The following is a 22611-nucleotide window of genomic DNA, read 5'->3' as shown; positions in this document are numbered from 1 at the left end:
CAGCCACTCGGACACCTAACCAGATATCTGATCCATTATTTTACGAGCCTGAATCTAACTCGCTGATTGGTGGCTGAGTCGCACGCTGTGCGTGACTCTTTGCTACATCTTGGCAGCCACTCGGACACCTAACCAGATATCTGATCCATTATTTTACGAGCCTGAATCTAACTCGCTGATTGGTGGCTGAGTCGCACGCTGTGCGTGACTCTTTGCTACATCTTGGCAGCCACTCGGACACCTAACCAGATATCTGATCCATTATTTTACGAGCCTGAATCTAACTCGCTGATTGGTGGCTGAGTCGCACGCTGTGCGTGACTCTTTGCTGCATCTTGGCAGCCACTCGGACACCTAACCAGATATCTGATCCATTATTTTACGAGCCTGAATCTAGCTCCGTTCTGCTCGAGAACGAGGCGTACTTTACGGATCTGCGTTGCTAGGGTCAAGGGCTAAACTGTTAATTTCACGTCGTTTGCCTTGGTTTTGGTCGCATTGGTGAAAAATTCCAACTTTGATGTTGGTGATTTGACCTCAATTAAATCCAGCCCATGTGCCAACGGCCTGAATCCGTTAGCTCATCGGCGTTGATCTCTAAGGGAGTTCGGTTGTTCACCCCTTGCATGCCAACGCGGGTTACGTGTCCGTGACCATCGGTGAAGGTGTACGTGATCCAGAAGTGAGTGTCGTCGTTGACCGCAGTGTTGGCGGTCCATTTGCTTAGGTGTAGATGCTTTTCAGAAAAGATGTTCATCGCTCCCCCGATTACTACAAGGTTGGCGGCGCGTGGCCTAAGTCAGTTCTACTGTTCAGTGTAGTTCGGCACAGTTGAGCTGCAACTCAGTGTTTGCTTGTGATCTGCCAAAGGATGGGACACGATGGGACAAGACATGACAAAGGAGTGTAATGATGTTGGATCTCTTACCCGATTTATGTGACGACTTCGCCGACGAGCTGCTACTGCTTCCCTCCATCTTTCGACAGTTTGGTGGAAAACGAATTTTTACTGGAGAGGTGGTGACGGTGCGCTGCCCGGAAGACAACGGCCTAGTTAAAGAGACGCTGGCGCAGCCGGGGTTAGGACGGGTGTTGGTTGTTGATGGTAATGGCGGCAGTCGGTTTGCGTTGCTTGGTGACAACCTAGCCCAATTGGGCGTCGACAATGGTTGGGCTGGGGTGGTGGTTTACGGCTACATTCGAGATGCGGGTGCCATTGCAACCATGGACATTGGCGTTCAGGCGCTTGGCGCCATGCCAATGAAAACCGATAAGCGGGGCCTGGGTGAACGGGATGTTGAGGTACAAATTGAAGGGCGAAAAATCCAGCCGGGTGATTATCTTTATGCCGATGACAATGGCATTGCGCTAAGTAAGCGTAATTTAGTGCAAAGATAGAAAACCAATCTATACCAATATGTTATAGACTTTAATTATCAACACGTTCCATCATCGAGATCAAAATGAAACTGCTTAAATGGATTGCCGTAACTCTGGTGAGTTTGGTTGTTATATTGGCTGTTGGAATTGGGGTATTTTTTGACCCCAATGCGTTCAAACCACAAATTATCGATAAGGTAGGTGAAGCCACCGGACGTACCTTAACCATCGACGATGAGATTGACTGGAGTCTGTATCCTAAAGTGGGACTGCAGCTTGGTGGGGTTAGCCTAGGCAACCTTCCTGGGCAAGATTTGCCGCCGATGCTGGCGGTTGAGCAGGTTAACGTTGGCGTGAATCTGCTGCCACTGTTAAGCCGAGACCTTCAGATTGAGCAGGTGAGTCTCTCTGGCGTCACCTTAAACTTGGTTACCCTTGAAGATGGTCGCAGCAGCCTTGATGGTTTAGGCAGTGAGGCATCCACTCAGACCGATGCATCCTCTGATACCGGCACTCAAACCGCTTCGGCGCCAGTGAAGTGGAGTTTAGGTAAGCTGCAGCTGTCTAATTTCCGATTCATCAGTGACGACCGTCAGTTGAAGATCAAGCGCGAGCTCGAGATTGAGTCGCTGTCGCTGGATAATTTTGAACCTGAGCGGGCGGCGCCATTTAAGGTCCTGATTCGACTGCAAGACCCTCAACTGTCGCTGGAAACCGACGCCTCGGCCATGTTGACGGTGGCGGCGGACTTCTCTCAAGTTCAACTGGACGCTTGGAAGCAGAAGCTGGCGTTGTCCGGCAGCGCACTGCCCAATGGCACCCCAATTGATCTCAACATTGGCTTTGATGCCAATCTGAATTTGGCTAAGCAGCAATATGGGTTAAGCAATCTGGCGTTTGACCTTGGGGAGTTTTCTCTTAAAGGGGCTGGCAGCATCGACATGGCAAAAGTTCGGCCGATGCTGACCGTTGAACTTGATGGCAACCACTTGGTACTAGACCCATACATGCCGCAAGCCACAACCTCAGATGGTGCGCCAGCGCCGACTACGCCAAAGTCGGAACCTGAATCTGGGCCGCAAGGTGAGCCGGATCTGTCGGTATTACGCCAATTTGATCTGGCGGCCAAGATGTCTTTGGATTCCATCACGGCAAAGCAGTGGCGCGTGGATAACCCCGATCTGGAGCTGCACCTGAATGATGGCGTGTTTAAGATCAGCAAAATGAAGGCCCAAGCGTTTGAAGGAACGCTGATGGCCTCCGCTAAATTAGACAGTACTCAAAACCCGGTTACCTACGATTTTGATACTCAAATTCGATCGCTGCAGATCTCGCCGCTGTTAAAAGCGGCCATCGATTCTGAAGTGCTTGCTGGGGCAGGGGATTTCTCAATCAAAGGGGCTGGTGCAAGCCTTGAGCCTCAAGCGATTTTGTCCAACCTGATTGCCAACGGTGAACTTTCCCTAAACGATGGCGCCGTATATGGCATCAACGTCGCCCATGAGATCCGTAAAGTACAGGCTCAGCTCAAAGGGGAGACCTTGGAGCAGGATGTCGATCAAAAGACCGACTTTGCTGCATTCGATACTAAGTTTTCTTTTGATAAGGGCGTGGTGACGACTCCGTCTATTGAGCTGTCGTCACCGCTATTGAGGCTGTCTGGCAAGGGCAGCTCAAACGTCGTTGAGCAATCTTTAGATTATGAGATGACGGTCTCCGTTGTAGGTAGCCTTGAGGGGCAGGGTGGTAAGTCTCTGGATGAACTGAAAGGTCTCTCGATTCCTCTGACCATTGAGGGCGGCTACACGGATCCCAAAGTGGGTGTCGATCTGGATGCACTGCTAAACAACAAGCTTAAACAGGAAGGCGAAAAGCTTAAAGACAAACTGAAGGACAAGCTGTTTAAAGGATTTGGGAGAGACTAATGAATAAATTCGCATGGGTATTGGCACTGGCGTTAGCGGGTTGTAACGCCACCTCAAATTCGGCGTCGACAGAACCCAAGGAGGCGGCTATGCCATTGGTTTCTGCATCACAATCTGCAACCAACCAGTTAGACCTGCAAGTTGCTGTTGAGGCAAACCCTTGGGATAAAACCCAAGCTTTGCCTGTTCAGGTATGGGTGACTAACACAACGTCGACCGATTTGAGCGTTACCCTGTCATCGGGCATGACCGCCGATTTGGTGTTATCCCAAAATGGCAAAACCCTTTGGCAATTCAGCGGAGAGCGCATGTTTACCCAAGCACTGGTCGCTTGGGGGGTGCCAGCTAATGACAAACGCACGTTGACCTTTACCATCCCTGAGCGGGTGATTACTGGGTTAAAGGGAGGCGAATATCAGCTGCATGCGGTGCTCAACACCTTTAATCATGAGACATCGGCGCCGCTGACGATCACCATCCAATAGCAATCCGTTTTCATCTAAAAGGGACCTTCATGGTCCCTTTTTTGATCTGCGCGCCTACGTTTCTTTAATCATGTGATGAGCGTTTGCCCATATTAAGGCTTAGGGGCTGGCAACGCGCAATCGAAACAAGGGGAAAAACCGATTCCCTTTATCACATACAGTTTGGATTCAGATTGGATCCGTAGACTGCTCACATATTGAGGGTGAGCGCTGGTTGCTCACCTTGTCTTTTTTACTCAAGAGAGAGCAAATTATGAGCCTGATAAGTTCGCCCTTTGTTGGTACCAGTGCGGATCTGGTGCTGCATGGCGTAGCGGCAGTGGTGATGGTGGCCACAGTTGCTGGTGCCCTCTATGGTTTTTGGCGATTGCATGAACTGCCTATCTCCAAAGCCCACAGTCGTGCCCACAATCAAACTGGGCTCATTACGGTGCTGACCTGGATAGGGTTTGTCTGGCATTGGGTGTGGGTGTTAGCGGTGATCGTTGCCTTCGTTGATGGTGACAAAGCCCTGCGTCACATTCGAGATCTCTGGCGTGAACCAACAGGGGAGAAACACGATGCTTGAAGGTTTAGCGGTATGGGCCGCCTTTATCTATCTATTGCGCATGATCGGCATGCCGTGGAACAAAGGCACTAAGGCATTTGCTTATCTTGGTGGTACCGGCTGGTTGATGTTTGTTTGGGTTGGGCTGCTTAACTACACCCCCATGGATCTCTCCGGCGGCACCGTGGTTCAATCACCACACATCCAACTGCGTCCGGCGAACACCACCATTAAGGGCAAGATTGCCAAGCTTTATGTGGAACCCAATCAGGATGTCACCGAAGGACAACTGTTGTATGAGCTGGACTCCGAGCCATTTGAGATTGCGGTAGAGCGTGCCCAGGCGACGCTGAATGCGAAAGTGGCTGAGCAAGCGGTTGCTAGCGAAGCGGTAAACATCGCTCGCTCTGAATATCTGCAAGCCAATCAAGAGATTAAGGTTCATGCTAATGACGTGATTGCGGCGAAAGAAGACTTGAGCTGGAAACAGAGCCAGTTAACCCGCTTCATTGAACAAAACCGCGTTGTTAAGCAGTCGGTGACCGAAAGTCAGATAGATGAGCAACGCAATCTGGTTGAGATTGCTAAGGCAACTTATGCCAATGAGCATGTGTTGCTGGAAAAGGCCAAATCGACAGCGGCTAAGGCCAAGCAGAATATCGAGATGAAACAGCAGCAGTTGAACTCATCCGAGGCTGACATTGCCGTGGCCAAGCAAGATCTGGCAGACAAACAGTGGCAACTGAAGTCCACCAAGGTGTATGCCCCAACCGATGGCTTTATGACCAACTTTATTGCTCGAGAAGGCCAGTTTATCGGTGTGGTTGCCCGTTTGAATATGTACTCCAATGAAAAGTACGTGTTGATGCGAGTGAATCATCAAGCGTTTCGTAACGTCAAAGTGGGTCAAACCGCAGAGTTTGCGTCAGCGGTTTATCCGGGCAAGATTTTTAAGGCAGAGGTTACCGGCATCGTAAGAGCCACTGGAGAATCTCAAGGTAATTTGGTTGGTCGAGAAGATAATGTACGTCAGATCACCGGTGCCAACGCCAACAACAAAAACCACTTTGTGCGTCTGAAAATTGAGGAACCAGAGGGCTATGCAATTCCGGCTGGTTCAGCAGGCTTGGCTTGGGTGAGCGGCGACCGGCCATCGTCTATGCTTGGCTTCTTGGATGTGATACGCGGCATCATTATCCGAATGAAAGCGCAGATCTACTACTTCTATTCCATCTAACCCTTTGCCCCGCAGTCTATCTGCGGGGCTTTTTTACGCCGCCAGTACCTGATTACGGCCTAAGGCCTTGGCATCGTAAAGCAAGGTGTCTGCTACCTTAAGACCTTGGTTGAGGCTGAATCCCTGCTTGAGTTCGCACACGCCGATGGAGACGGTGATGGACACCAAAACCTCGTCATTGACTAACGGCACAGCCTGGATCTTCTGCCGGACCTGATCGCACAGGGTGGTCGCACTTTCGAGGCTTGAGCAGTTAAGCAGCATGCAAAACTCCTCGCCTCCCAACCGAAACACGTTTGTTACCCCATAGTGATGCTGCAGTTTCTGAGTCAGGTTGATTAGCACCTGATCGCCAATGTCGTGGCCGTGGGTATCATTGATGCGCTTGAAGTGGTCGACATCCAAAATGGCAAGGTAGGCGCGGGGCTGATCAGGTTGACTTAATTGGGAAAAACGGTGCTTTAAGGCCAGCCGATTTTGAGCGCCAGTTAGAGCATCTTCATAGGCCAGTTTATTGAGCTTATTTTCGATACTCATGCGCTGAGATTCATAGGTATGAGACACGATCCAAATGACCACGAAACTAAAGCTGAAATTAACAAAATCCGCTTTGGACAGGGCTCCACCGGTTTCGATTTGAATTGCGGATAGGAGTACCACATGGCCAGCAAGCAAAAACAGACTGAGGACGAAACCCCAGCGCTTACCCAGGGTTAAGTAGAATATGATCGGCAGCGTGATGAGCCAGTGGCTCATGCCAACTCGGTTTTTGGCAACAAACAGCACGTATTCGATAACGGCAGTTAAGCAGATTAGGTAGAGCAGCTTTACCGGGGTAGGGATCTGTTTTTGTTTTAATAGTAACAAGTACAGCGAGGCGGAAAATACCGACATTGCCGCTTCCGCAAGAGCCACTGTCGGTCGACCGTTGAGAACGAGGTTGATGTAGCTCAACCCAGCACTTAACAGCATCATGCCGAGGCACAATCCCTTCAATACTGAATCTCTTAGCCGTTGTGAATCTAGCTGATTACTCGCCAACACCCGCCCTTCCTGTTGCAATGATGTGTCAATTTAGTGATTGTATGGCTGTTCGAAAAGCTAATCAAAACAAAAGGATTAATTAATATGTGCACAAGGATTTTGAACAATCTGGTCGAAGACTATTCCGTTGTTGGTCGCAACATGGATTGGAGAATTCCACAGACTGTACAGCTGATCTATCTGCCTAAGGGCGCCAAGCGAAAAGGATTATCTAAACGTGAGCGACAACGTTTAGGTGTAAACAAAAAGCAACAAACTAAGTGGTGCGCTCAGTACGATAGCATCGGCGTATTCATGGGAGATGAGACTCGGGGGTACTCCAATGTTGACGGCATCAACGAGCGTGGCGTCTCCATCAACATGTTGATGGACAGTGACGTGAGCTTTGGTCCAGATCCGAGCACCACGGCAACCCCAAAACTGGGCATTCTTCGCTGGGGCCAGTTCGTATTGGATAACTTTGAGACCGCAGCTCAGGTTGCCGATTACTTCTCTCAAACGGACATCGAGCTGGTGTCCCAGTTGGTACCTGACAGCTTGGACAAAGAGTGCAAGGTGCACCTGAGTGTGGCCGATGCCATCGGTGACTCGGTGGTACTTGAGTTTATCGAAGGCAAATTTAAGGTGTATCACAGCAAGGCGTATCAGGTGGTCACCAACAACCCCAACTATCCGCAGCAGCTCACCATCAACCAGTATTGGCAATATCTATGGGGCCAGGACTCACTGGCGCCAAACAGCACGCCAGTGTACACCGTGCCAGGCAGCAACAGTGCGGTGCAGCGGTTTGAGCGAGCGTCGTTTTATCTGAGCCTGTCACAGCCGGTGGAGAATCCTGCGCAGGAGGCAGTGGCGCAAACTCGCGGCATGTTGGGGCTGTGCGTATCGCCGCTGCAATTTAATCCCAAGGGGTTAGACAGTGTGTCGGTGACGCGCTGGACCGGATTGGCAGACGCCGCTTCGAAGCGTTACCACTTCCTGAACACCTACACTTTAGGGCCAATCTCGCTGGGATTTGAGGCCAAATTCAGTAACTGCCAATCTCTGTCTTTGATGACTTACCGTGATGGAGAGGTAAGTAATAATTTCTATTATGGGGACGCCCAATCGCAGATGGCGCCCTGTGCCGATCCTTATTTAAGCTAGCTTTCCCAACGCGACTGCCGCCTGAGCAATGGCTCAGGCGGTCATGGTGTTAATACCCGCGCATGGCCGCTTCTGGCCAGTGCTTCGCCACTTCCGATTCGATGTAGCGCTGCTTCTCTTGGGTTAAGGCCTCTACGTTAAGGCCAATCAACTCTTGGGCTTGAGCCTTAGAGTTAATGGTTGGGTAGTCAACCTCTGCGACCTTAAGTTGACGATGCAGAGCGCCCAGTTGAAGACGAGCCTCCTCCACCAATTGCATCGCGGTGTTTAGATCTGCGAGGGCCTCTTTGGGGTTGTGGGCGTGAATGCCATGGGAGGCGATGGCAAAGTCCCAGTACCATTGGCTGCGGCGAATTGACACTAAGGCATCGCTCATCTGACTCCAGTTTGCGCCAGCTTTCCACGCGGCCTGCGCATCGAAGTGGGCTTTAAGTAGCTGGGTTTCCACATGATCTCGAAGGGTGCTAATGCGCGCCTTATTGTCGGCCAGTTGCTGAGTCAGTGCCGATTCGCTGTCATGACAGGCGGAACAAACACTGTCGAAGTTGCTAATGGCATCGGTTACTTGATGAGAGTGCCCCGGCTGGCCATCGTCACTTTCGGTTGGCGCCATGTGACAGCTCACGCAGGTGACCCCTTGCTTGGCGTGGTCACTGCGGCTCCAGGTTTCATATTCAGGGTGGCGAGCTTTCAACATCGGCGCCTGAGAGATCGGGTGCAGCCATTCGTAGTAACGACGGGTATCGTAGTACTTTAGAATCTCTTCTGCGGTAGAGCCAAAGATCCACGGAATGTTGACCTTATTGTGGTTCTCGCTTTGGAAGTAATAGGTGACGTGACATTGACCACAGGTTTGCGCCCCTTGCCAGTTGTGATCCTGTTTCTCAAACGGCTGATGGTTTTTGGCCATCGCCTTGATGGCATGAGGGCGGGTAATGGCCAGCTCATGGTTATCGCCTTGGTGGCAGTCAGCGCAGCCAATGGTATTGGCCATTTTCGGCGCCACATCATGAAAGCCACTGCTGGTAAATTCTGCTTCGCCCATCTGTTTTACCAGCTCCGGCATGTTGGGGGTTTTGCAGCTCCAACAACTGGCGGATAACTGGTTTTCCCCCTCTTTTACTGTGCCCGTGCGCAGGGTGTGGCTGACGTCGGCAACGGCAAAGCGATGGCCTCGAGGGGAGTTAAACTGTTTGGAGTAGGGCGTTCCAGCCCAAAGAACCACCATTTTCGGGTGCTCAGCCAGTACATCATCGCGTTGATCTTGGGTGTCCGTGGCCTTCCAGCTTTGATATTGCTCTGGATAGATCGGTTTCCAGTAATCGTTGTTCACCGTTTGATCCGGCTGATGACAGCCGACCAAAAGCAGGCCAAATATAGGAATAATTGCTTTCATGGTTTCTCAGCTCTAACCCGGGCGACCGTCGACGCGAGCGGATGTCAAAAAGGGAAGGTAGTAAAACAGGAACAGCCCAAACGCGATGCTCCATAGGCTACCGGATAGCCAATGCCAAAGTTGTGTCCACTCCGGCGCTAGGGTGGGCAGTACGCCTCGTATTAATGCCGCAGCGAAAATGCTGATGAATGCTGGGGCCATATTCGGTCCTTGATAGAGATTGCGCCCTGTGTGACCCAGTGAGACCCGAGCGATCATGGCTAAAATCATGCCGCCCATGGCGCCCACCGCCAAAAGGTGCAAGAACTGGCGGCTTGCCAGGGGATCGCCGTGGTAAAGCGCCATGCCCAGCAGTGCTAAAGGAATCATCAGGTAGGCCAGATGCAGCGACCAGAGCAGAGGCTCTTTTGCACATTTTTCTGCGTGCCAGCGGCTTTGCCGCAGCAACTGAGCCGCACCGCCATAGAGGAGTAACCCTAGCTCCAGTTGTGATGGCAACCACTCGGTCAGCACTTGGATGGCCAGCAGCGCCAGTACCACAAAGATGGACCAATCGAGCCATGGCCAAGCGGGCTTCTTGTCGAGTTTTAAGCGGGCAGCGGTAAAAAATGGAATTACCCGACCGCCCATGAAGCTCATCAGCAGTGCCATCCACATCAACATCCCTTGCCAGATGGTGAAAGAGAGCACCAGATTTCGCTCAGACAGTGCCCAATAACTCAGTAGGTTCAGGCCAAGGGCGAACAACAATAACAGGGGGAGCGCAACATTACGCCACTGCTTAACTTTAACCACCATGGTCATCAGCTTAAGGGCCGTCAGCAGCAGAAAAGCACTGTCAAACAGTGCCGGTAACCACAATGGCAGCGCTAAAGGCACCAGCAGCAAAATTCGTGCAATTGCCCAACAGCCAACGAGGATGGCAAGGGCAGGGCCTTTAAGACCGGGTTGATTGGTCCAGGTTTGTGAAGCCGTCAGGAGAAAGCCGGCGACGATCGCCATTCCAAAGCCAAACAGCATCTCATGGGGGTGCCACCATAAGGGGACTACAGGGCTCCAAAACTCACTGCTGAACAGCGGCAAGGTTTGGGGGGAGTACCACGCCCATAACCATAAAGGAATCCAGAGAGTGGCGACGATGGCTCCGCCGAGAAAAAACGGCCTAAAACCCAGTCGCCACAGAGGGACGGAGTTGTCGACGTTATTGGGTTCATGAATATTCAGCATCACGGCATTTTCAACCACGGGTTATGAGTAAAGTGTAGTCCCAGCACCCCTAGGACTTTAAATGGCATCTCAGATGTCTGTTTAAAATCCTAGTGATTTGCTCGGGTTTACTCAACAAGGTTGAGTGATGCGGTGTGCGATATGTGATTTAGCTTTGATTTTTAGCGATTTTCTTCAAAGCGTTTTTTCAGATTTTCCGCTAAGCAACGAGTAAATTCGCCATCCATGGTTTTGGCATTTTGCAGGTGCAGGAAGTAGCTCGGCCGCTCTTTACTGCTGCCCCCTTGGCTGGAGAAAAATCCGGAGATGTCTCTGCACTCAATGTTGTGGCGTTTATCGACCGCAGGTTTAATCATGACCGAAGCCAAAAATCCGATGCTGTCGCTGTTCTCAATGTGATCCAAAATAAGGTTGAGATCGGTGGACTTCATGGATACCGATAAAGGCAGGTTCATTTGGGCGGCAAAGGCTTCCATTCTGTGAGTTTTGGGACCACTCATGGAATAGTTCATCAAGGCCACTGGGTAATCAAATAGGGAGTCCAGATTCAGCGGCGAGTCGTGAATGGGGTGGCTTTTGCGCGAGACCAGATAGAACTGGTTTATCTCGCCAATGGGCTGATGGTCGATGTTGTTGCTGGGCACTGGGTTGATGGCCAAGCAGTAATCCAGTTGAGATTGGCTCATCTGTTTTTGCACATCGGCGGTCCATGGGTGCAGATGGAAGCTGAAATCTTGACCGGTCTCGATGCGAGCCTGATGCAGCGCCGCCATCAAAATTGGGCTCAGATGTTCCTGGGCGGCCACATTGATTTCGCGACTGTTTCCTAGCGTCTTACTTAAGGTCGCTGACAGTTCTTGATACTTCTCTATGATCCCTTTTGCCATCGGGTAGAGGGTTTCCGCCAATTGGTTGGGCACCATGCCATATTGCTGACGCAGAAACAGTTCATCCTGAAATACTTCCCTTAAGCTGGTGAGTGCACGGCTGACCTTAGGTTGAGTTGTTTGCAGTCGCGCCGCGGCTACCGTAGCACTTCGCTGTTCAAACAATTCAACCAATACACAGAGTGTGAAGTAATCGAGGCGATTTAGGTCTTTATACATGGGGTACTGTAAGTGAAGGATTTTCATTTATGGTATTTAGCCTGTTTGATCTTGTCATGCTTTACGGTCACATAATTGACCTAAGCCGCTAAAATCAGAGTTTTCCTACAACTGAAAAGGGGCTCAATGATCTTGAGCCCCTTGATGTTGCAGTTAAGTGTGATTAGCCCAGAGGGATGATGCTCTCAACTTTCAGGCTCAGGCTACAGGAACCTACCTGAGACCAGTCCACGTCAACTGGGTTGAAGTCTTGGCCTGCATCGAGACCGGGAACTGGTGTTACCCAATCAGCTTGTTTCAGAGCGGTGCCCACGTAATCGGTGGTGGCGATGATACGGGCACCACGGTTACGGCTCGGGGTTTCCAGACCAGTCTTTTCGAACTGAGTTGGATCGTACTCGTAGTACTGCAGACGGGCTTCACCGTTCATGATCATGTTGTAGCAGCTGTTGTTTTTGCCGATAGACATGGTGACGTAGTAGTCATCGCCCTGTTTTTTCAGGCCATAACCAAATACCGCAATATTCGGGGTTTCTACGTTAACGCCCTCATCAACAAACTTATTCACGGTGGATACCATGGACGCGCCGTTGTTGTTGGACTTCTCTTCAATCACGTAGGCTTTGCCATCGCTCGGGAACATATCAACCATGTGCTCGCGGTTATCCAGACCACAGGCCGCTGCCAACTCGGTCACGCTGGTTTCGCCATCGGCGGCTTCTTTCCAGCGGTAGTTGTGTACTTTCTTGTTGATTTGAGCGACCAACCAGTCTGCACTCAGGTAGGAGCCCGAGCCGTAGTAGGAGTAACCGGAAGCACCGGTCTTACCGTCAACGCCACCGGCAAAGGTCGGCTGCTCATAAGTTGGATCCGTTGGATCTTCAGGCAGAGGCTCGCCGCCGCCATCAGAGTGGCCTTCGTGGCAGGTGTCGCAGCTGCCCATGTCGCCGTGAGGAACCACAACCCCTGCTGGACCGCCGTCGGCATCGTAGCTGTGACAGCTCAAGCAGTCCTGCTCTTCCGCCGCTAAGGTCACCACACTGGCTGACTCTTCGGCATTTGGATCCACGTAGTCAAAGTTGATGTCGACAGTGGCACACTGGGTGACGAAGTTGTATGGCTTAACGTTGCCATTCTCTTTTAGCTCTTCGATCTCCGCCAGAAGAACGGTATTTTGCTCCGTTAGTTCGTCGTTCTTCGCGTCCAGCTCACCGTTCTGTTTCTCCAGCGACTCTACCTTCGCCAGCGTTTCAGGGGTATCTTGGTAAACTGTGGTTTCATCATCACTACAACCGGTCAGTGCAACCATAGATGCGCATACTAGGGACAGCGCAAATTTTTTCTTCATCATCATCATTTCCCTTTTTAGGTTTATTCGCCTTTCGGCGTATTTTTTAAAGTCTCAGCTGGGTGCGACTTTAAAAGTTGGTCGTAAGCGGTGCTCTTATGCACCACATAACGGTCAAATCTGTTTTCGATCAGCATCACCGCCAGACTCTGCTCCTCGGCCAATACCAATGTGGGCTTGATGCCCATCACCATGGCGGCCGTTGCCAGGCCGTCAGCGGTGGCACAGCGCTCGGCAATGACGGTGGCCGAAGCAATTCGCGTCTCTACCGACTGGCCACTGATGGGATTCACAACGTGGCTATAGCGATTTCCACCCTTGGTGAAGTAGTTGCGGTAGTCTCCGGAGGTGGCCACGGCCATGTCGGTAACCGGAATGGTTTCTGATAACCCAGCGATGTAGATGGTGGGTTTCTCAACCTGAAGCTGCCAAGGCTTGCCGTCAGGGTTGCTGCCTTTTCCTACCACTTCACCACCGATGTCCACGAGGTATCGAGAGATGCCATGCTGTTGCAGCACCTCTGCCACTTGATCTACGCCAAAACCCTTGGCGATGGCGGAGAAATCCAGCTCAGTTTGGTCGTGGTCTTTACTGAGCTCTATGCCGTTAAAACTCAAATGCTCAACGCCGGTGTAGGCTTTAATGGCCTCAACCTCATCTCGGCTTGGAATCTGAAACAGGTGGTTGGCAGGACCAAAACCCCACAGCTTGACCAGAGGGCCTACGGTCACATCCAGCGCACCATTGGTAACTTGGTGTAGGCGCAGCGACTCTTTGAGTACCTCGCCAAACGCCGGAGAGACCTCGATGCTTTGATGCGCTTTGGCTTGATTGAATTGGCTGATCTCCGAATCGCTTTGCCACGTGGACATGGCGTTATTGATATCAACCAAGCGCTGATTAATATCACTTTGTAATTCAGTGACTTCTTCGCCTTGCATCGGCTGTGAAACCCAAGTGACTCGGTATTTATTGCCCATGGTTTTGCCATAGATGCGATAGGTTTTTTGCGCCTGAGCACAGGCTATCATGGGCAGTAAACAACATAGTCCGGCAATTAGAGTTTGGGTTTTCATCAAGTTCGACTTCGGTTCTTGCGTTTTGATGAAATTAATTTATCGCCGATAAAAATAAAGTTGAATTGGTAAAATGGGAGTTTGTGATCCGGTGCTGTGTCGGTGATATAAATTGGTATACGGCGCAACATATGTTTGGAATAAAAGAGTTACATTCCAAAATTGATTATCTGATCTGGATCGCGAAACAATTTCGTTTTGCCAAGTGACGCAAGCGTAACCATTTGATTTTACGTGGCATGGTGACAATTGTGTTAATTATTGTTATTCGATTAACCGCTGAAAAGTGTGACAAATTGTCCCAGATTATTCAGATTAAATAGATGAGTTATCGGAAATAGAGATAACTGAGTTTGTCGAGAATTAAAGTGCAAGGCGAGTCTATTATAAAACAATAATTTTATCGAATGGACACTTCGATATTTTCACATTGGTTTACTGAATCGTTAATGAATTAACCTAATTTATTCTACAAAAACAAAAGCCGCACTTATTGTTAACGTGCGGCTTTTGAATTTTATTATGCATCATTCGTATCTGAGTGCATCGATGGGGTCCATATTGGCGGCCTTATTGGCGGGGTAGTAGCCAAATCCGACTCCAATCAGCGCCGTAGCGGCAATAGACAGCACAATAATTTTACCGGGCAGCACCATGGCCCAACCGAACACTGGCTCGGCTACCGCCAGTACTGCTAAAGAGACTGCCAGTCCCAATAGGGCACCTAACAGGCAGAGAATCACGCTTTCAATCAGAAATTGGTTACGAATGTCTGCCGGTTTTGCTCCCACGGCCATTCGAAGTCCAATCTCTTTGGTGCGCTCGGTGACGGTCACCAACATGATGTTCATAACACCAATGCCGCCAACCAGCAGAGACACACCGGCCACGCCCGCCAGTAATGAGCTGAACACTTGAGACGCTTTGGCTCGAGTCTCCATCATCTGAGACAGGTTGCGAATGGAGAACGGCGCGGTGTCTTGGCTGTCGATGCGGTGGCGCTGACGCAGTAGAGAATCTATCTCACTGATCACCCAATCCATGTTCTTCGCTTGATCCACCTGCACCATGATTCGGCTGACCCGATCCATGTATTTGGCTTCACCGCCGACGATGCGGCGTTTGGCGGTGGAGATTGGCAACATCAGGGTGTCGTCCAGATCCGAGCCGCGCATGTCTTCACCTTTGCCTTTGAGTAAGCCTATGATGGTGACCGTTACCTTATTGACTCGTACCTTCTCGCCAATGGCCATCGAAGGGACGCCAAACAGCTCTTCGGCCACGGTTTCGCCGATCAGCGCAACCTTAGATGCGGCGTTGATCTCCTGCTGAGTGAAGGCGCGTCCGGCGGCGATCTCCCAGTTGTTGGCGGTCAACACATCCAGATTGATCCCCTCCACTCGGGTATTCCAGTTGGCGTTGCCAGAGACAACTTGAGCCTGAGCATTTTGGGTGGTGCCCGCAGCCACTACCTGAGGAATATTGGCCTTAATCGCCTCCACATCCCCCATGGTCAACACCTTCACATTACCAGCGCCACCGGCGGCGCCTCCCGCTGAGACACTGCCTGATTTGATCATCAGCAAGTTGGTGCCAAGGGATTCAATTTGAGCCTCCACCTCTTTTTGTGCCCCTTCACCTAGGGCAAACATGATCACCACCGCACTGATGCCGATGACGATTCCTAAGGTCGTCAGCACTGAACGCATGAGGTTTCGGGTGAGGGAAGTCCAGGCGGTTTGCGCTAATTTCAGTTGCATCATGCGGCTTTCTCCACCTTGCCATCACGAACCAAAATGGTGCGATCCGCCCACTGGGCAATCTCCGGTTCGTGGGTGACCAGAATGACGGTAATGCCGTTGTTATTGAGTTCTTTAAACAGAGCCATGATCTCATCGCCGGTTTTGGTATCCAGAGCGCCCGTGGGCTCATCGGCCAGCAGAATGTTAGGCTGGTTTACCAAAGCGCGGGCAATGGCTACGCGCTGCTGCTGGCCACCGGACAACTGGGCTGGGGTGTTGTTGAGCCGATCCCCTAATCCGACTTTTTGTAAGCAGTCGGTGGCACGCTGATCGTCGTCTCGGCTGGCATCGGGGTGATACATCAATGGCATTTTGACGTTCTCCAGCGCCGAAGTACGCGGCAGTAGGTTAAATTGCTGAAACACAAAGCCGATGTGCTGACAGCGCAGGGCGGCGAGCTGCTCTTTGTTTAGCCCTTGAGTATCTTGACCGTGGATCCACAACTGCCCCTGTTTGGGCGTCATCAAGCAGCCGATGAGGTTCATTAGCGTCGACTTGCCGGAACCTGAAGGGCCCATGATGGCCACCATCTCACCCTGTTTGATGCTTAGGTCAACCTGATTTAGAACCTGAAACTCACTGTCGCCCATGGGAAAACTGTGGCTCAGTTGTTGGCACTCGATGGCCATTTGCGTTGTCTGGCTCATAGACTGATCTCTTGTACCTGAGTAACGATGTTGGCCCCCAATAATTGCTCGGCTTTGATCTCGGTGTATTGATCGTCACTTAAGCCAAGTTGAACGTTGACCATTCGGGTGTCGCCGTTTTCTTGCACCATCACTTGCCCTAAGCGGATGTCACCCGCTTTTAGCTGCTGCAGCTTCTGCTTTTGTTGCTCGGTCAGCACTTGAGCAAAGGCTTGCTCCATCTTCTGTTTAATGGCTTCACGATTGCGGCCAAAGCCATCGGACTTGAGTGCTTCTCTCGCTTCTCGTAGTTGGGCTTGTTGCTCATCAGTCAGGTCAAGCTGTTGAATCTGCTGAGCCATCTTTCCGCCCATTTTAGATTGTGGCTGCGACTGACTGGCAAAACGGGCTCCAATACGAATGGCTGAATTGGGAACTCGCAATACGTTGTGGGCGGTGTCGATAAGGATGCTGAGATCCGCCGTCATGCCGGGCAGCAGTTTCTCGTCTGGATTTCCTGCCTTGATCACCACGGTGTAGGTCACCACGCCAGATTCACTGGTGGGGGATTTGCGGATCTGATGGACTTGGCCATGAAAACGCTGCTCAGGGTAGGCGTCTACCGCGAACTGGACTCGTTGGCCTTTATCAATAAGGCCGATGTCGGATTCGTCAATGTAGGCCTCAATCTCCATTTGCGACAAATCTTTAGCGATCTCAAATAGCTCAGGCGTGTTGTAACTGGAGGCCACGGTTTGACCAGCTTCAATGGTGCGATTGATGACGATGCCGCTGATGGGCGCTCGAATCTCGGTGCGATCCAAATTGATCTGAGCCTGCAGCAATTGGGCGTCGGTGCTGGCTAGCGAAGCTTGCTGCCGCGCCAATTCATTTTGAGCCTGAGTGATCTCAAGCTGTTTGAGCTCATACGCGGTTTCCAGTAGCTCCAGCTCCTCTTGGGAGATGTTGTTGGTTTTAACCAGATCTTGGCCTCGAACCAGTTCACGTTTGGCCTGTTTTGCATTCACCTGTGCCATCTTGATGGCAACCTGCTGCTGCTCAATATTGGCAAGCGTGCTGAGCTTTTGCGCTTGGTATTGATCCACCGTGGCGGCAAAGCTACGAGGGTCGATGCGTGCCAGCAACTGCCCCTGTTCGACCTTGTCGTTGAAGTCCACCAGCAACTCGGTGATTTGTCCGGAAAGCTGCGCGCCAACGACCACATCGTCCACAGCGGCAAGGGCGCCGGTGGCGCTTACCTGCTTTTTAATGTCGCCTTGAGACAGGGCTACCGTGGTGTATTGGTATTGAGCTTGGGCTGCGTCGGTGGGCAGCAAATACCAAGTGCTTAGGGCGCCAGCAACAATGAGGGGCAGCAACAACTTCTTCATGGGATTTCCGTAAACGTACTGAATTTGAGTCTATGGTAATTCGACAGCGCAGCTAGGCGAGTCCTTTTAACTTTCTTTACAAAGGGTTTAATTGCCATTGACGTAGCGGCGGAATAGCTAAGGGAATAGCGATAGAGTCGCCGAAACGGTTGAGTTCTGGCGCTGTTTTGGCACAATGCCCCGTCGAGGTTGGAGGTATTATGTCTGAACTATTGGGATTGACTCACGAGCAGCAACAGCAAGCCGTGGAGCGAATTAATCAACTGCGCGCCGAAGGGCTATCGATGGCCGAAGCGATGCAAAAAGTGGTGGCGGAGCTGCAGTTGCAACATGGTGATGAAGAGGAATAGAGCACTACCCTCATGACCAGAATGGCATCTACCGCCCATTGTGAGACAAAAGTGCTTGTCAGCAACGGCTAAGTTCTTAATCTACATACCACTATGCATAGGGCAAGTGTTGCTGGCATCTGCCTTAATGCACCGGATTTATCTTATGAATTTTCTGAACTTGAGGTTCAGAATTAGGAGAACACCATGGCCGCAGCTCAGCCAAAACTCACCGTATTAGGCAGTATTAACGTCGATCACCTGTTGCAGGTGGATGCGTTTCCAAGACCCGGTGAGACCCTAACCGCCAATCAGTACGACATCGTCGGCGGCGGCAAAGGGGCCAATCAGGCGGTTGCCGCGACTAAGCTTGGAGCCAACGTCAGCATGATTGGCTGTGTCGGTAAGGATGCGATTGGCAGCCAGTTTGTGGCGGATTTTTCTGCCATGGGGATGGACGTGTCTGGCATCGAAGCCATCGAAGGGGCGGCCACTGGCTTGGCGATGATCTACGTGGATGCCAATGGCGAAAATAACATCGGCATCTGGCCAGGCGCCAACGCTCTGTTGACCAAAGCGAAGGCCGCAGAGCACCAATCACTGATTCAAGACGCTGATCTGTTGTTGATGCAGCTAGAGTCGCCGATTGAAACCTTGATAGAAGCGGCAAAGCTGGCCAAAGCGGCGGCAACTCAGGTGATTCTAAATCCGGCTCCCGCCAAGGCGCTGCCAGAAGAGTTGCTTGAGCATGTGGATATGTTGACGCCCAATGAAACCGAGGCTGAGCTGTTGACTGGGATTAAGGTTGAGACCTTAGAGGATGCTCAGCGCGCCGCCAATAAGCTGCATAGCGATTATGGCATCAAGCAGGTACTGATCACCTTGGGCAAACGCGGGGTGTGGCTGAGCCAAGATGGACAAGGCCAACAGATTGAAGGCTTTTCGGTGGAGGCCAAAGACACCACGGCAGCGGGAGATACTTTCCATGGCGGCTTGGTGACGGCGCTACTGGAGGGGAAGCCGTTAATTGACGCCATCGTATTTGGTCAAGGGGCTGCCGCGCTGTCGGTCACCCAAATGGGCGCGCAAAGTTCCATTCCTTCACGGCAGCAAACGGAACAGTTTCTGGCGGAGAATTAAAATAGGCGTGATCGCTTAATAAAGTTAATTCTAAAGCGCTTCAATGGAAGCGCTTTTTTATATTAATCGGTGAAATTATCAATATAGAAATCACCGATATCATTTTGATATCAATCTGTAAAGTCATAATCGATTAAAAAATGACCTAATATTTTTATTTTTCTTCAATTTTGCGTGACTTGGATCTAAATTCGTCAATTTGATTCCTTCCTCTATATACCTTCTGGTTTTTGTCCGTAGTCTGACCATAGACAAAAAATAACAGCTATCGACGAAGTTTAGGCTGATAAAAATAGTAATCGCTTGGGTGTGTATTTCTTTATTCACCCCCCGATTTACTCGCCTTGGAAACCGTGATTTTACGACTGACTTACCGGCTCAGCGTGCCCCCAGCTGTGCCCACTGCCCAGCAACAAAGCGGCATTAAGTGCTGCGCCCATTGGGCTGGCGACTGCGCCACAGGCCACTTAGGCGCAGAAAGGTAAGGACAGTGAATGGTGACTCTAGGGCGTCAAGCCGCTAATTGCTGGCTCTCTCAAGACTATTAAAGAACGTGAATTAATAATCCATCGAACAGGAGACCGTTTCCTATGAGTACCATTATCAAAGTGTCTAGAAATACTGAAAATGCACCAATTACCCCTGCCTCTATGCAGTCGGTGGCATTTTCTCACTACAACAATATTTCCGCTCAACTGCCTATTGAATCGAGCACTGGTAAATTAGTGGCTGGTGGCGTAAAAGCGCAAGCGACTCAGTGTTTACACAATATTAAAGCCATTGTTGAAAGCATTGGCCATGGCATGTACGACGTAGCTAGAATTAATGTCTACCTTAAGAACATCACCGATATCGATGCGGTTAATGAAGCCTACGCCGCGTTCTTCCACGGTTACTTGCCTACCCAAACCGTTGTCGCGGTTGCTGCACTGCCTATGGACGGTGCCTTAGTTCAGATGGATGCGGTTATCACTAACGGTGAGGGCACACATCCTCAAGATCCTTGCGATCTGGTTAAGCTGGTTCGAAACACCACTCGTGCTCCGCTGAGCAACGTTTCCACACAGAGTGTGGCTTTCTCTCACTACAACCACATTTCAGCTCAACTGCCCATCAACCCAGAAACGGGCAATGTGGTGACTGGCGGCGTGAAAGAGCAGGCGGCGCAGTGCTTGAAGAACATCAAAGCCATTTTGGAAAGCATCGATGTGCCATTTGATGACATCGTTAAGATCAACGTGCACGCTCGAAACCTAGAAGACATCCAGGCCATTGATGAGGCCTACACCACCTTCTTCCCTGACTCCTCCATCGCCCGAGCCGTTGCTTATATGCCGGCACGCTCAGTAGTGATTGCCGAAGGGTTGCCAATGGATGCGTTGGTGCAGATGGATGCCACCGTGTCTCACGGTGACGGCACGCCGCCGCAGGCTGTGGAAGACCGTCATGGTATTGTTATCAAAGCCAACAACACAGATCAGGCTCCGATTAATCTCATCTCCACTCAAACCGTGGCCTTCTCTCACTACAACAATATCTCGGCTCAGCTACCTATTACGTCAATCAACGGCGAACCGGTTGCAAGTGACGTCATCGGTCAAGCCACACAGTGCCTGGATAACATCAAAGCCATCGTTGAGAGCATTGGTCATGTGATGGATGACATGGTTAAAGTGAATATTCAGCTGAAAAACATCGCCGACATCGATGCGGTTAACGACTTGTTTGGCCGCTACTTTAATGGCGATCTGCCCGCGAAAACGGTCATCGGCGTATCGGCAATTCCTAAGGGAGCCTTGGTACAGATGGATGCCATTCTCTCCAATGCCGAAGGGACACCGCCAAGCCTGTAAGTCGGGCAGGGAATCGCCTCCAGTGGTGGTCAGTACCAATCGGAGGCGATCAGCGCCTGAATTGCCAGCATCAATAGATCAATGACATAGCAATCGGCCGTTGTTTATAGACATGGGCTGATTGTTGTTCATTGCATTGATTCTATGTGATCTTTTTAAGGGGATGGTGTCATACTGGGCAATCAAGAGCGATCCAATTAGTTGGTTACCAAGGAGTGGTCATGCTACTGCATCATTACGCGCTATCCCCGTTTTCCGAAAAAATACGATTGATGCTGGGTTACCAGCAACAAAGCTGGAGCTCCTTTGTGGTGGCGCCTCTGCCACCAAGACCCGTTACCGATGCACTCACCGGTGGCTATCGCCGCATTCCCATTTTGCAACAGGGCGCAGACGTTCTGTGCGACTCCAAATTAATTGCCCATGACCTGTCCAGACGGCTTCAAGCGCCAGAGCTAGATTATTGGCAGTTGAACCAAGAGCAGCAGCAATTGGCGGACTATTTAGATTCTGAGTTTCTGTTTGTGGCGTTAAACAGTTGCCCGCCGCTTAAGCTATTGGGGCTATTAAAGCAGTCGTTATCGGTCTGGGGACTTGCTCGATTTATGTGGGATCGCCTGGGCATCGCCAAGGAGGCCAAAGAGGGGGGCAGCAAGGGCGGTTATCGTCGATATCGCCAGCAGCTTCAATCCTTGGAGCAGCAGCTACAACAGCCGTTTCTTTATGGAGATAGCCCCAACTACGTGGACTTTTGCCTCTATCCGTCACTGTGGTTTGTGATGGCGAAGGCCGAACAACCTTTGCCTGAATCTCTGCCTAAATTGACGGCGTGGTTTAAGCGAATGCAGGCATTTGGCCATGGGAATATACAGGAGCTGTCTCGCGGCGAGGTCGCAAGGCTGGCTCAGGAGCACACCCCGAAAACCCTAGTGCAGACCGATAACCATCCCATGCTGGATAAACCCGTCAGTGTCGGGCCTTTGGATTACGCTCGAGATCAAACCCAAGGCACCTTAGTGGCGGTCACCGCTCATCGCTGGGTAATCAAACAGAAAACCGAGCGTTTTGGTGATGTTCATATCCATTTCCCCAACACCGGTTACGCCCTACGTGATGCGGATGGGCAGGTGATTCCCGATACCGACGCGCTCGAGGTCAGTCAATGAAAGCCGTGGCTCAACCGAATTTAAACGCCGTCGAGCTCAAAGCGTTTGTGCCCGCTAAGTCTTATGAAGAGTCGAAGCAGTTCTATCAAGAGCTTGGGTTTACCCTGGCCTCGGATACTGAGGGCGTTGCCTACTTTCATTGCGGCGGTTGCAGTTTTTTGCTGCAGGATTTTTATCACCCAGAGCTTGCCACCAACCTCATGATGCATCTGTTGGTTGAAGATCTTGATGCATGGTACGACAAGGTCATCGAAACTAAATTGGCGCAGCGGTATCAGGTCAAGCTGTCTTCACCCCAACAACAGCCATGGGGTATGCGGGATTTTGTGATTGCCGATCCCGCTGGCGTGCTGTGGCGAATCGCCGAGAATCAATAAAAAAACGGCG

At 51.0% G+C, this 22611-nt stretch carries 21 protein-coding genes; 11 read left to right on the top strand and 10 right to left on the bottom strand.

The genetic code is table 11. From position 1 onward, the window contains the following. Nucleotides 1-541: 541 nt before the first annotated feature. Entirely contained in the window at nt 542-757 is a 216-nt protein-coding gene (locus FCL42_RS13110; RefSeq protein WP_136863872.1) for a TIGR02450 family Trp-rich protein, read from the bottom strand. 155 nt (nt 758-912) lie between these two features. On the opposite strand from FCL42_RS13110, the gene FCL42_RS13105 reads away from it, so the two are divergent. The 5 genes from FCL42_RS13105 (at nt 913) to FCL42_RS13085 (ending at nt 5574) form a co-directional block, all read left to right on the top strand. Next, nucleotides 913-1398, top strand: coding sequence for a putative 4-hydroxy-4-methyl-2-oxoglutarate aldolase (locus FCL42_RS13105; protein WP_136863871.1), 486 nt, complete (start codon nt 913-915; stop codon nt 1396-1398). Nucleotides 1399-1463: 65 nt separating this feature from the next. Further along, complete coding sequence (locus FCL42_RS13100; RefSeq protein WP_136863870.1) at nt 1464-3305, top strand: AsmA family protein; 1842 nt, start codon at nt 1464-1466, stop codon at nt 3303-3305. Continuing rightward, nucleotides 3305-3790 (top strand): BsuPI-related putative proteinase inhibitor, encoded by a 486-nt coding sequence (locus tag FCL42_RS13095; RefSeq protein WP_136863869.1) that lies wholly within the window; start codon nt 3305-3307, stop codon nt 3788-3790. The genes FCL42_RS13100 and FCL42_RS13095 overlap by 1 nt, the downstream gene beginning before the upstream one ends. Nucleotides 3791-4043: 253 nt before the next feature. Beyond that, entirely contained in the window at nt 4044-4358 is a 315-nt protein-coding gene (locus FCL42_RS13090) for an MFS transporter (RefSeq protein WP_136863868.1), read from the top strand. Then, the gene (locus FCL42_RS13085; RefSeq protein ID WP_136863867.1) at nt 4351-5574 is read left to right on the top strand and encodes an HlyD family secretion protein; all 1224 of its coding nucleotides are present in this window, start codon (nt 4351-4353) and stop codon (nt 5572-5574) included. The genes FCL42_RS13090 and FCL42_RS13085 overlap by 8 nt, the downstream gene beginning before the upstream one ends. Before the next feature lie 33 nt (nt 5575-5607). Here the strand turns inward: FCL42_RS13085 and FCL42_RS13080 are convergent, their stop codons facing one another. Further along, nucleotides 5608-6618: a GGDEF domain-containing protein gene (locus tag FCL42_RS13080; RefSeq protein ID WP_324612878.1), complete on the bottom strand. Its 1011-nt coding sequence runs from the start codon at nt 6616-6618 to the stop codon at nt 5608-5610. Between the two features lie 84 nt (nt 6619-6702). Between FCL42_RS13080 and FCL42_RS13075 the strand changes: the two genes are divergently transcribed. Further along, entirely contained in the window at nt 6703-7764 is a 1062-nt protein-coding gene (locus FCL42_RS13075) for a linear amide C-N hydrolase (protein ID WP_136863865.1), read from the top strand. Nucleotides 7765-7813: 49 nt separating this feature from the next. Here FCL42_RS13075 and FCL42_RS13070 read toward each other — a convergent pair whose 3' ends face one another. The 8 genes from FCL42_RS13070 to FCL42_RS13035 all read right to left on the bottom strand — a co-directional run bounded on the left by FCL42_RS13070 (nt 7814) and on the right by FCL42_RS13035 (nt 17736). Then, nucleotides 7814-9160 (bottom strand): ammonia-forming cytochrome c nitrite reductase subunit c552, encoded by a 1347-nt coding sequence (locus FCL42_RS13070; protein WP_136863864.1) that lies wholly within the window; start codon nt 9158-9160, stop codon nt 7814-7816. Nucleotides 9161-9172: 12 nt separating this feature from the next. Continuing rightward, nucleotides 9173-10387, bottom strand: a complete 1215-nt coding sequence (locus tag FCL42_RS13065) for an NnrS family protein (RefSeq protein WP_136863877.1) — start codon at nt 10385-10387, stop codon at nt 9173-9175. Between the two features lie 161 nt (nt 10388-10548). Beyond that, entirely contained in the window at nt 10549-11493 is a 945-nt protein-coding gene (locus FCL42_RS13060; RefSeq protein ID WP_169308386.1) for a LysR family transcriptional regulator, read from the bottom strand. Nucleotides 11494-11656: 163 nt separating this feature from the next. Next, nucleotides 11657-12844, bottom strand: a complete 1188-nt coding sequence (locus FCL42_RS13055) for a hypothetical protein (RefSeq protein ID WP_136863862.1) — start codon at nt 12842-12844, stop codon at nt 11657-11659. Nucleotides 12845-12864: 20 nt separating this feature from the next. Beyond that, entirely contained in the window at nt 12865-13917 is a 1053-nt protein-coding gene (locus FCL42_RS13050) for an FAD:protein FMN transferase (protein WP_136863861.1), read from the bottom strand. Nucleotides 13918-14444: 527 nt separating this feature from the next. After that, nucleotides 14445-15680, bottom strand: a complete 1236-nt coding sequence (locus FCL42_RS13045) for an ABC transporter permease (protein WP_136863860.1) — start codon at nt 15678-15680, stop codon at nt 14445-14447. After that, nucleotides 15677-16366 carry an ABC transporter ATP-binding protein gene (locus FCL42_RS13040; protein WP_229359859.1) on the bottom strand — a complete coding sequence of 230 codons (690 nt, stop codon included), beginning with the start codon at nt 16364-16366 and terminating at the stop codon, nt 15677-15679. Before FCL42_RS13040 ends, FCL42_RS13045 begins: the two co-directional genes overlap by 4 nt. After that, entirely contained in the window at nt 16363-17736 is a 1374-nt protein-coding gene (locus FCL42_RS13035) for an efflux RND transporter periplasmic adaptor subunit (protein WP_136863859.1), read from the bottom strand. The genes FCL42_RS13040 and FCL42_RS13035 overlap by 4 nt, the downstream gene beginning before the upstream one ends. Before the next feature lie 200 nt (nt 17737-17936). Between FCL42_RS13035 and FCL42_RS13030 the strand changes: the two genes are divergently transcribed. The 5 genes from FCL42_RS13030 (at nt 17937) to FCL42_RS13010 (ending at nt 22601) form a co-directional block, all read left to right on the top strand. Further along, nucleotides 17937-18086 carry a YoaH family protein gene (locus FCL42_RS13030; RefSeq protein ID WP_136863858.1) on the top strand — a complete coding sequence of 50 codons (150 nt, stop codon included), beginning with the start codon at nt 17937-17939 and terminating at the stop codon, nt 18084-18086. 186 nt (nt 18087-18272) lie between these two features. Beyond that, entirely contained in the window at nt 18273-19205 is a 933-nt protein-coding gene (gene rbsK, locus FCL42_RS13025) for a ribokinase (RefSeq protein WP_136863857.1), read from the top strand. Between the two features lie 590 nt (nt 19206-19795). After that, complete coding sequence (locus tag FCL42_RS13020; RefSeq protein WP_136863856.1) at nt 19796-21058, top strand: RidA family protein; 1263 nt, start codon at nt 19796-19798, stop codon at nt 21056-21058. A 221-nt stretch (nt 21059-21279) separates the two neighbouring features. Further along, complete coding sequence (locus FCL42_RS13015) at nt 21280-22224, top strand: glutathione S-transferase family protein (RefSeq protein WP_136863855.1); 945 nt, start codon at nt 21280-21282, stop codon at nt 22222-22224. After that, nucleotides 22221-22601, top strand: a complete 381-nt coding sequence (locus FCL42_RS13010) for a VOC family protein (protein WP_136863854.1) — start codon at nt 22221-22223, stop codon at nt 22599-22601. The genes FCL42_RS13015 and FCL42_RS13010 overlap by 4 nt, the downstream gene beginning before the upstream one ends. The last annotated feature ends 10 nt before the right edge of the window (nt 22602-22611 follow it).

This window comes from Ferrimonas aestuarii, assembly GCF_005116665.1.
Lineage (GTDB): Bacteria > Pseudomonadota > Gammaproteobacteria > Enterobacterales > Shewanellaceae > Ferrimonas > Ferrimonas aestuarii.
Note: the sequence above shows the minus strand (reverse complement) of the source record. Positions and strands in the feature narration are given on the sequence as shown.

Excerpts from the sequence above, each read along its gene's own strand:
- FCL42_RS13110 (WP_136863872.1), bottom strand. The coding sequence starts at position 757 with ATGAACATCTTTTCTGAAAAGCATCTACACCTAAGCAAATGGACCGCC.
- FCL42_RS13105 (WP_136863871.1), top strand. The coding sequence starts at position 913 with ATGTTGGATCTCTTACCCGATTTATGTGACGACTTCGCCGACGAGCTG.
- FCL42_RS13100 (WP_136863870.1), top strand. The coding sequence starts at position 1,464 with ATGAAACTGCTTAAATGGATTGCCGTAACTCTGGTGAGTTTGGTTGTT.
- FCL42_RS13095 (WP_136863869.1), top strand. The coding sequence starts at position 3,305 with ATGAATAAATTCGCATGGGTATTGGCACTGGCGTTAGCGGGTTGTAAC.
- FCL42_RS13090 (WP_136863868.1), top strand. The coding sequence starts at position 4,044 with ATGAGCCTGATAAGTTCGCCCTTTGTTGGTACCAGTGCGGATCTGGTG.
- FCL42_RS13085 (WP_136863867.1), top strand. The coding sequence starts at position 4,351 with ATGCTTGAAGGTTTAGCGGTATGGGCCGCCTTTATCTATCTATTGCGC.
- FCL42_RS13075 (WP_136863865.1), top strand. The coding sequence starts at position 6,703 with ATGTGCACAAGGATTTTGAACAATCTGGTCGAAGACTATTCCGTTGTT.
- FCL42_RS13070 (WP_136863864.1), bottom strand. The coding sequence starts at position 9,160 with ATGAAAGCAATTATTCCTATATTTGGCCTGCTTTTGGTCGGCTGTCAT.
- FCL42_RS13065 (WP_136863877.1), bottom strand. The coding sequence starts at position 10,387 with ATGCTGAATATTCATGAACCCAATAACGTCGACAACTCCGTCCCTCTG.
- FCL42_RS13060 (WP_169308386.1), bottom strand. The coding sequence starts at position 11,493 with ATGTATAAAGACCTAAATCGCCTCGATTACTTCACACTCTGTGTATTG.
- FCL42_RS13055 (WP_136863862.1), bottom strand. The coding sequence starts at position 12,844 with ATGATGAAGAAAAAATTTGCGCTGTCCCTAGTATGCGCATCTATGGTT.
- FCL42_RS13050 (WP_136863861.1), bottom strand. The coding sequence starts at position 13,917 with ATGAAAACCCAAACTCTAATTGCCGGACTATGTTGTTTACTGCCCATG.
- FCL42_RS13045 (WP_136863860.1), bottom strand. The coding sequence starts at position 15,680 with ATGATGCAACTGAAATTAGCGCAAACCGCCTGGACTTCCCTCACCCGA.
- FCL42_RS13040 (WP_229359859.1), bottom strand. The coding sequence starts at position 16,366 with ATGAGCCAGACAACGCAAATGGCCATCGAGTGCCAACAACTGAGCCAC.
- FCL42_RS13035 (WP_136863859.1), bottom strand. The coding sequence starts at position 17,736 with ATGAAGAAGTTGTTGCTGCCCCTCATTGTTGCTGGCGCCCTAAGCACT.
- FCL42_RS13030 (WP_136863858.1), top strand. The coding sequence starts at position 17,937 with ATGTCTGAACTATTGGGATTGACTCACGAGCAGCAACAGCAAGCCGTG.
- rbsK (WP_136863857.1), top strand. The coding sequence starts at position 18,273 with ATGGCCGCAGCTCAGCCAAAACTCACCGTATTAGGCAGTATTAACGTC.
- FCL42_RS13020 (WP_136863856.1), top strand. The coding sequence starts at position 19,796 with ATGAGTACCATTATCAAAGTGTCTAGAAATACTGAAAATGCACCAATT.
- FCL42_RS13015 (WP_136863855.1), top strand. The coding sequence starts at position 21,280 with ATGCTACTGCATCATTACGCGCTATCCCCGTTTTCCGAAAAAATACGA.
- FCL42_RS13010 (WP_136863854.1), top strand. The coding sequence starts at position 22,221 with ATGAAAGCCGTGGCTCAACCGAATTTAAACGCCGTCGAGCTCAAAGCG.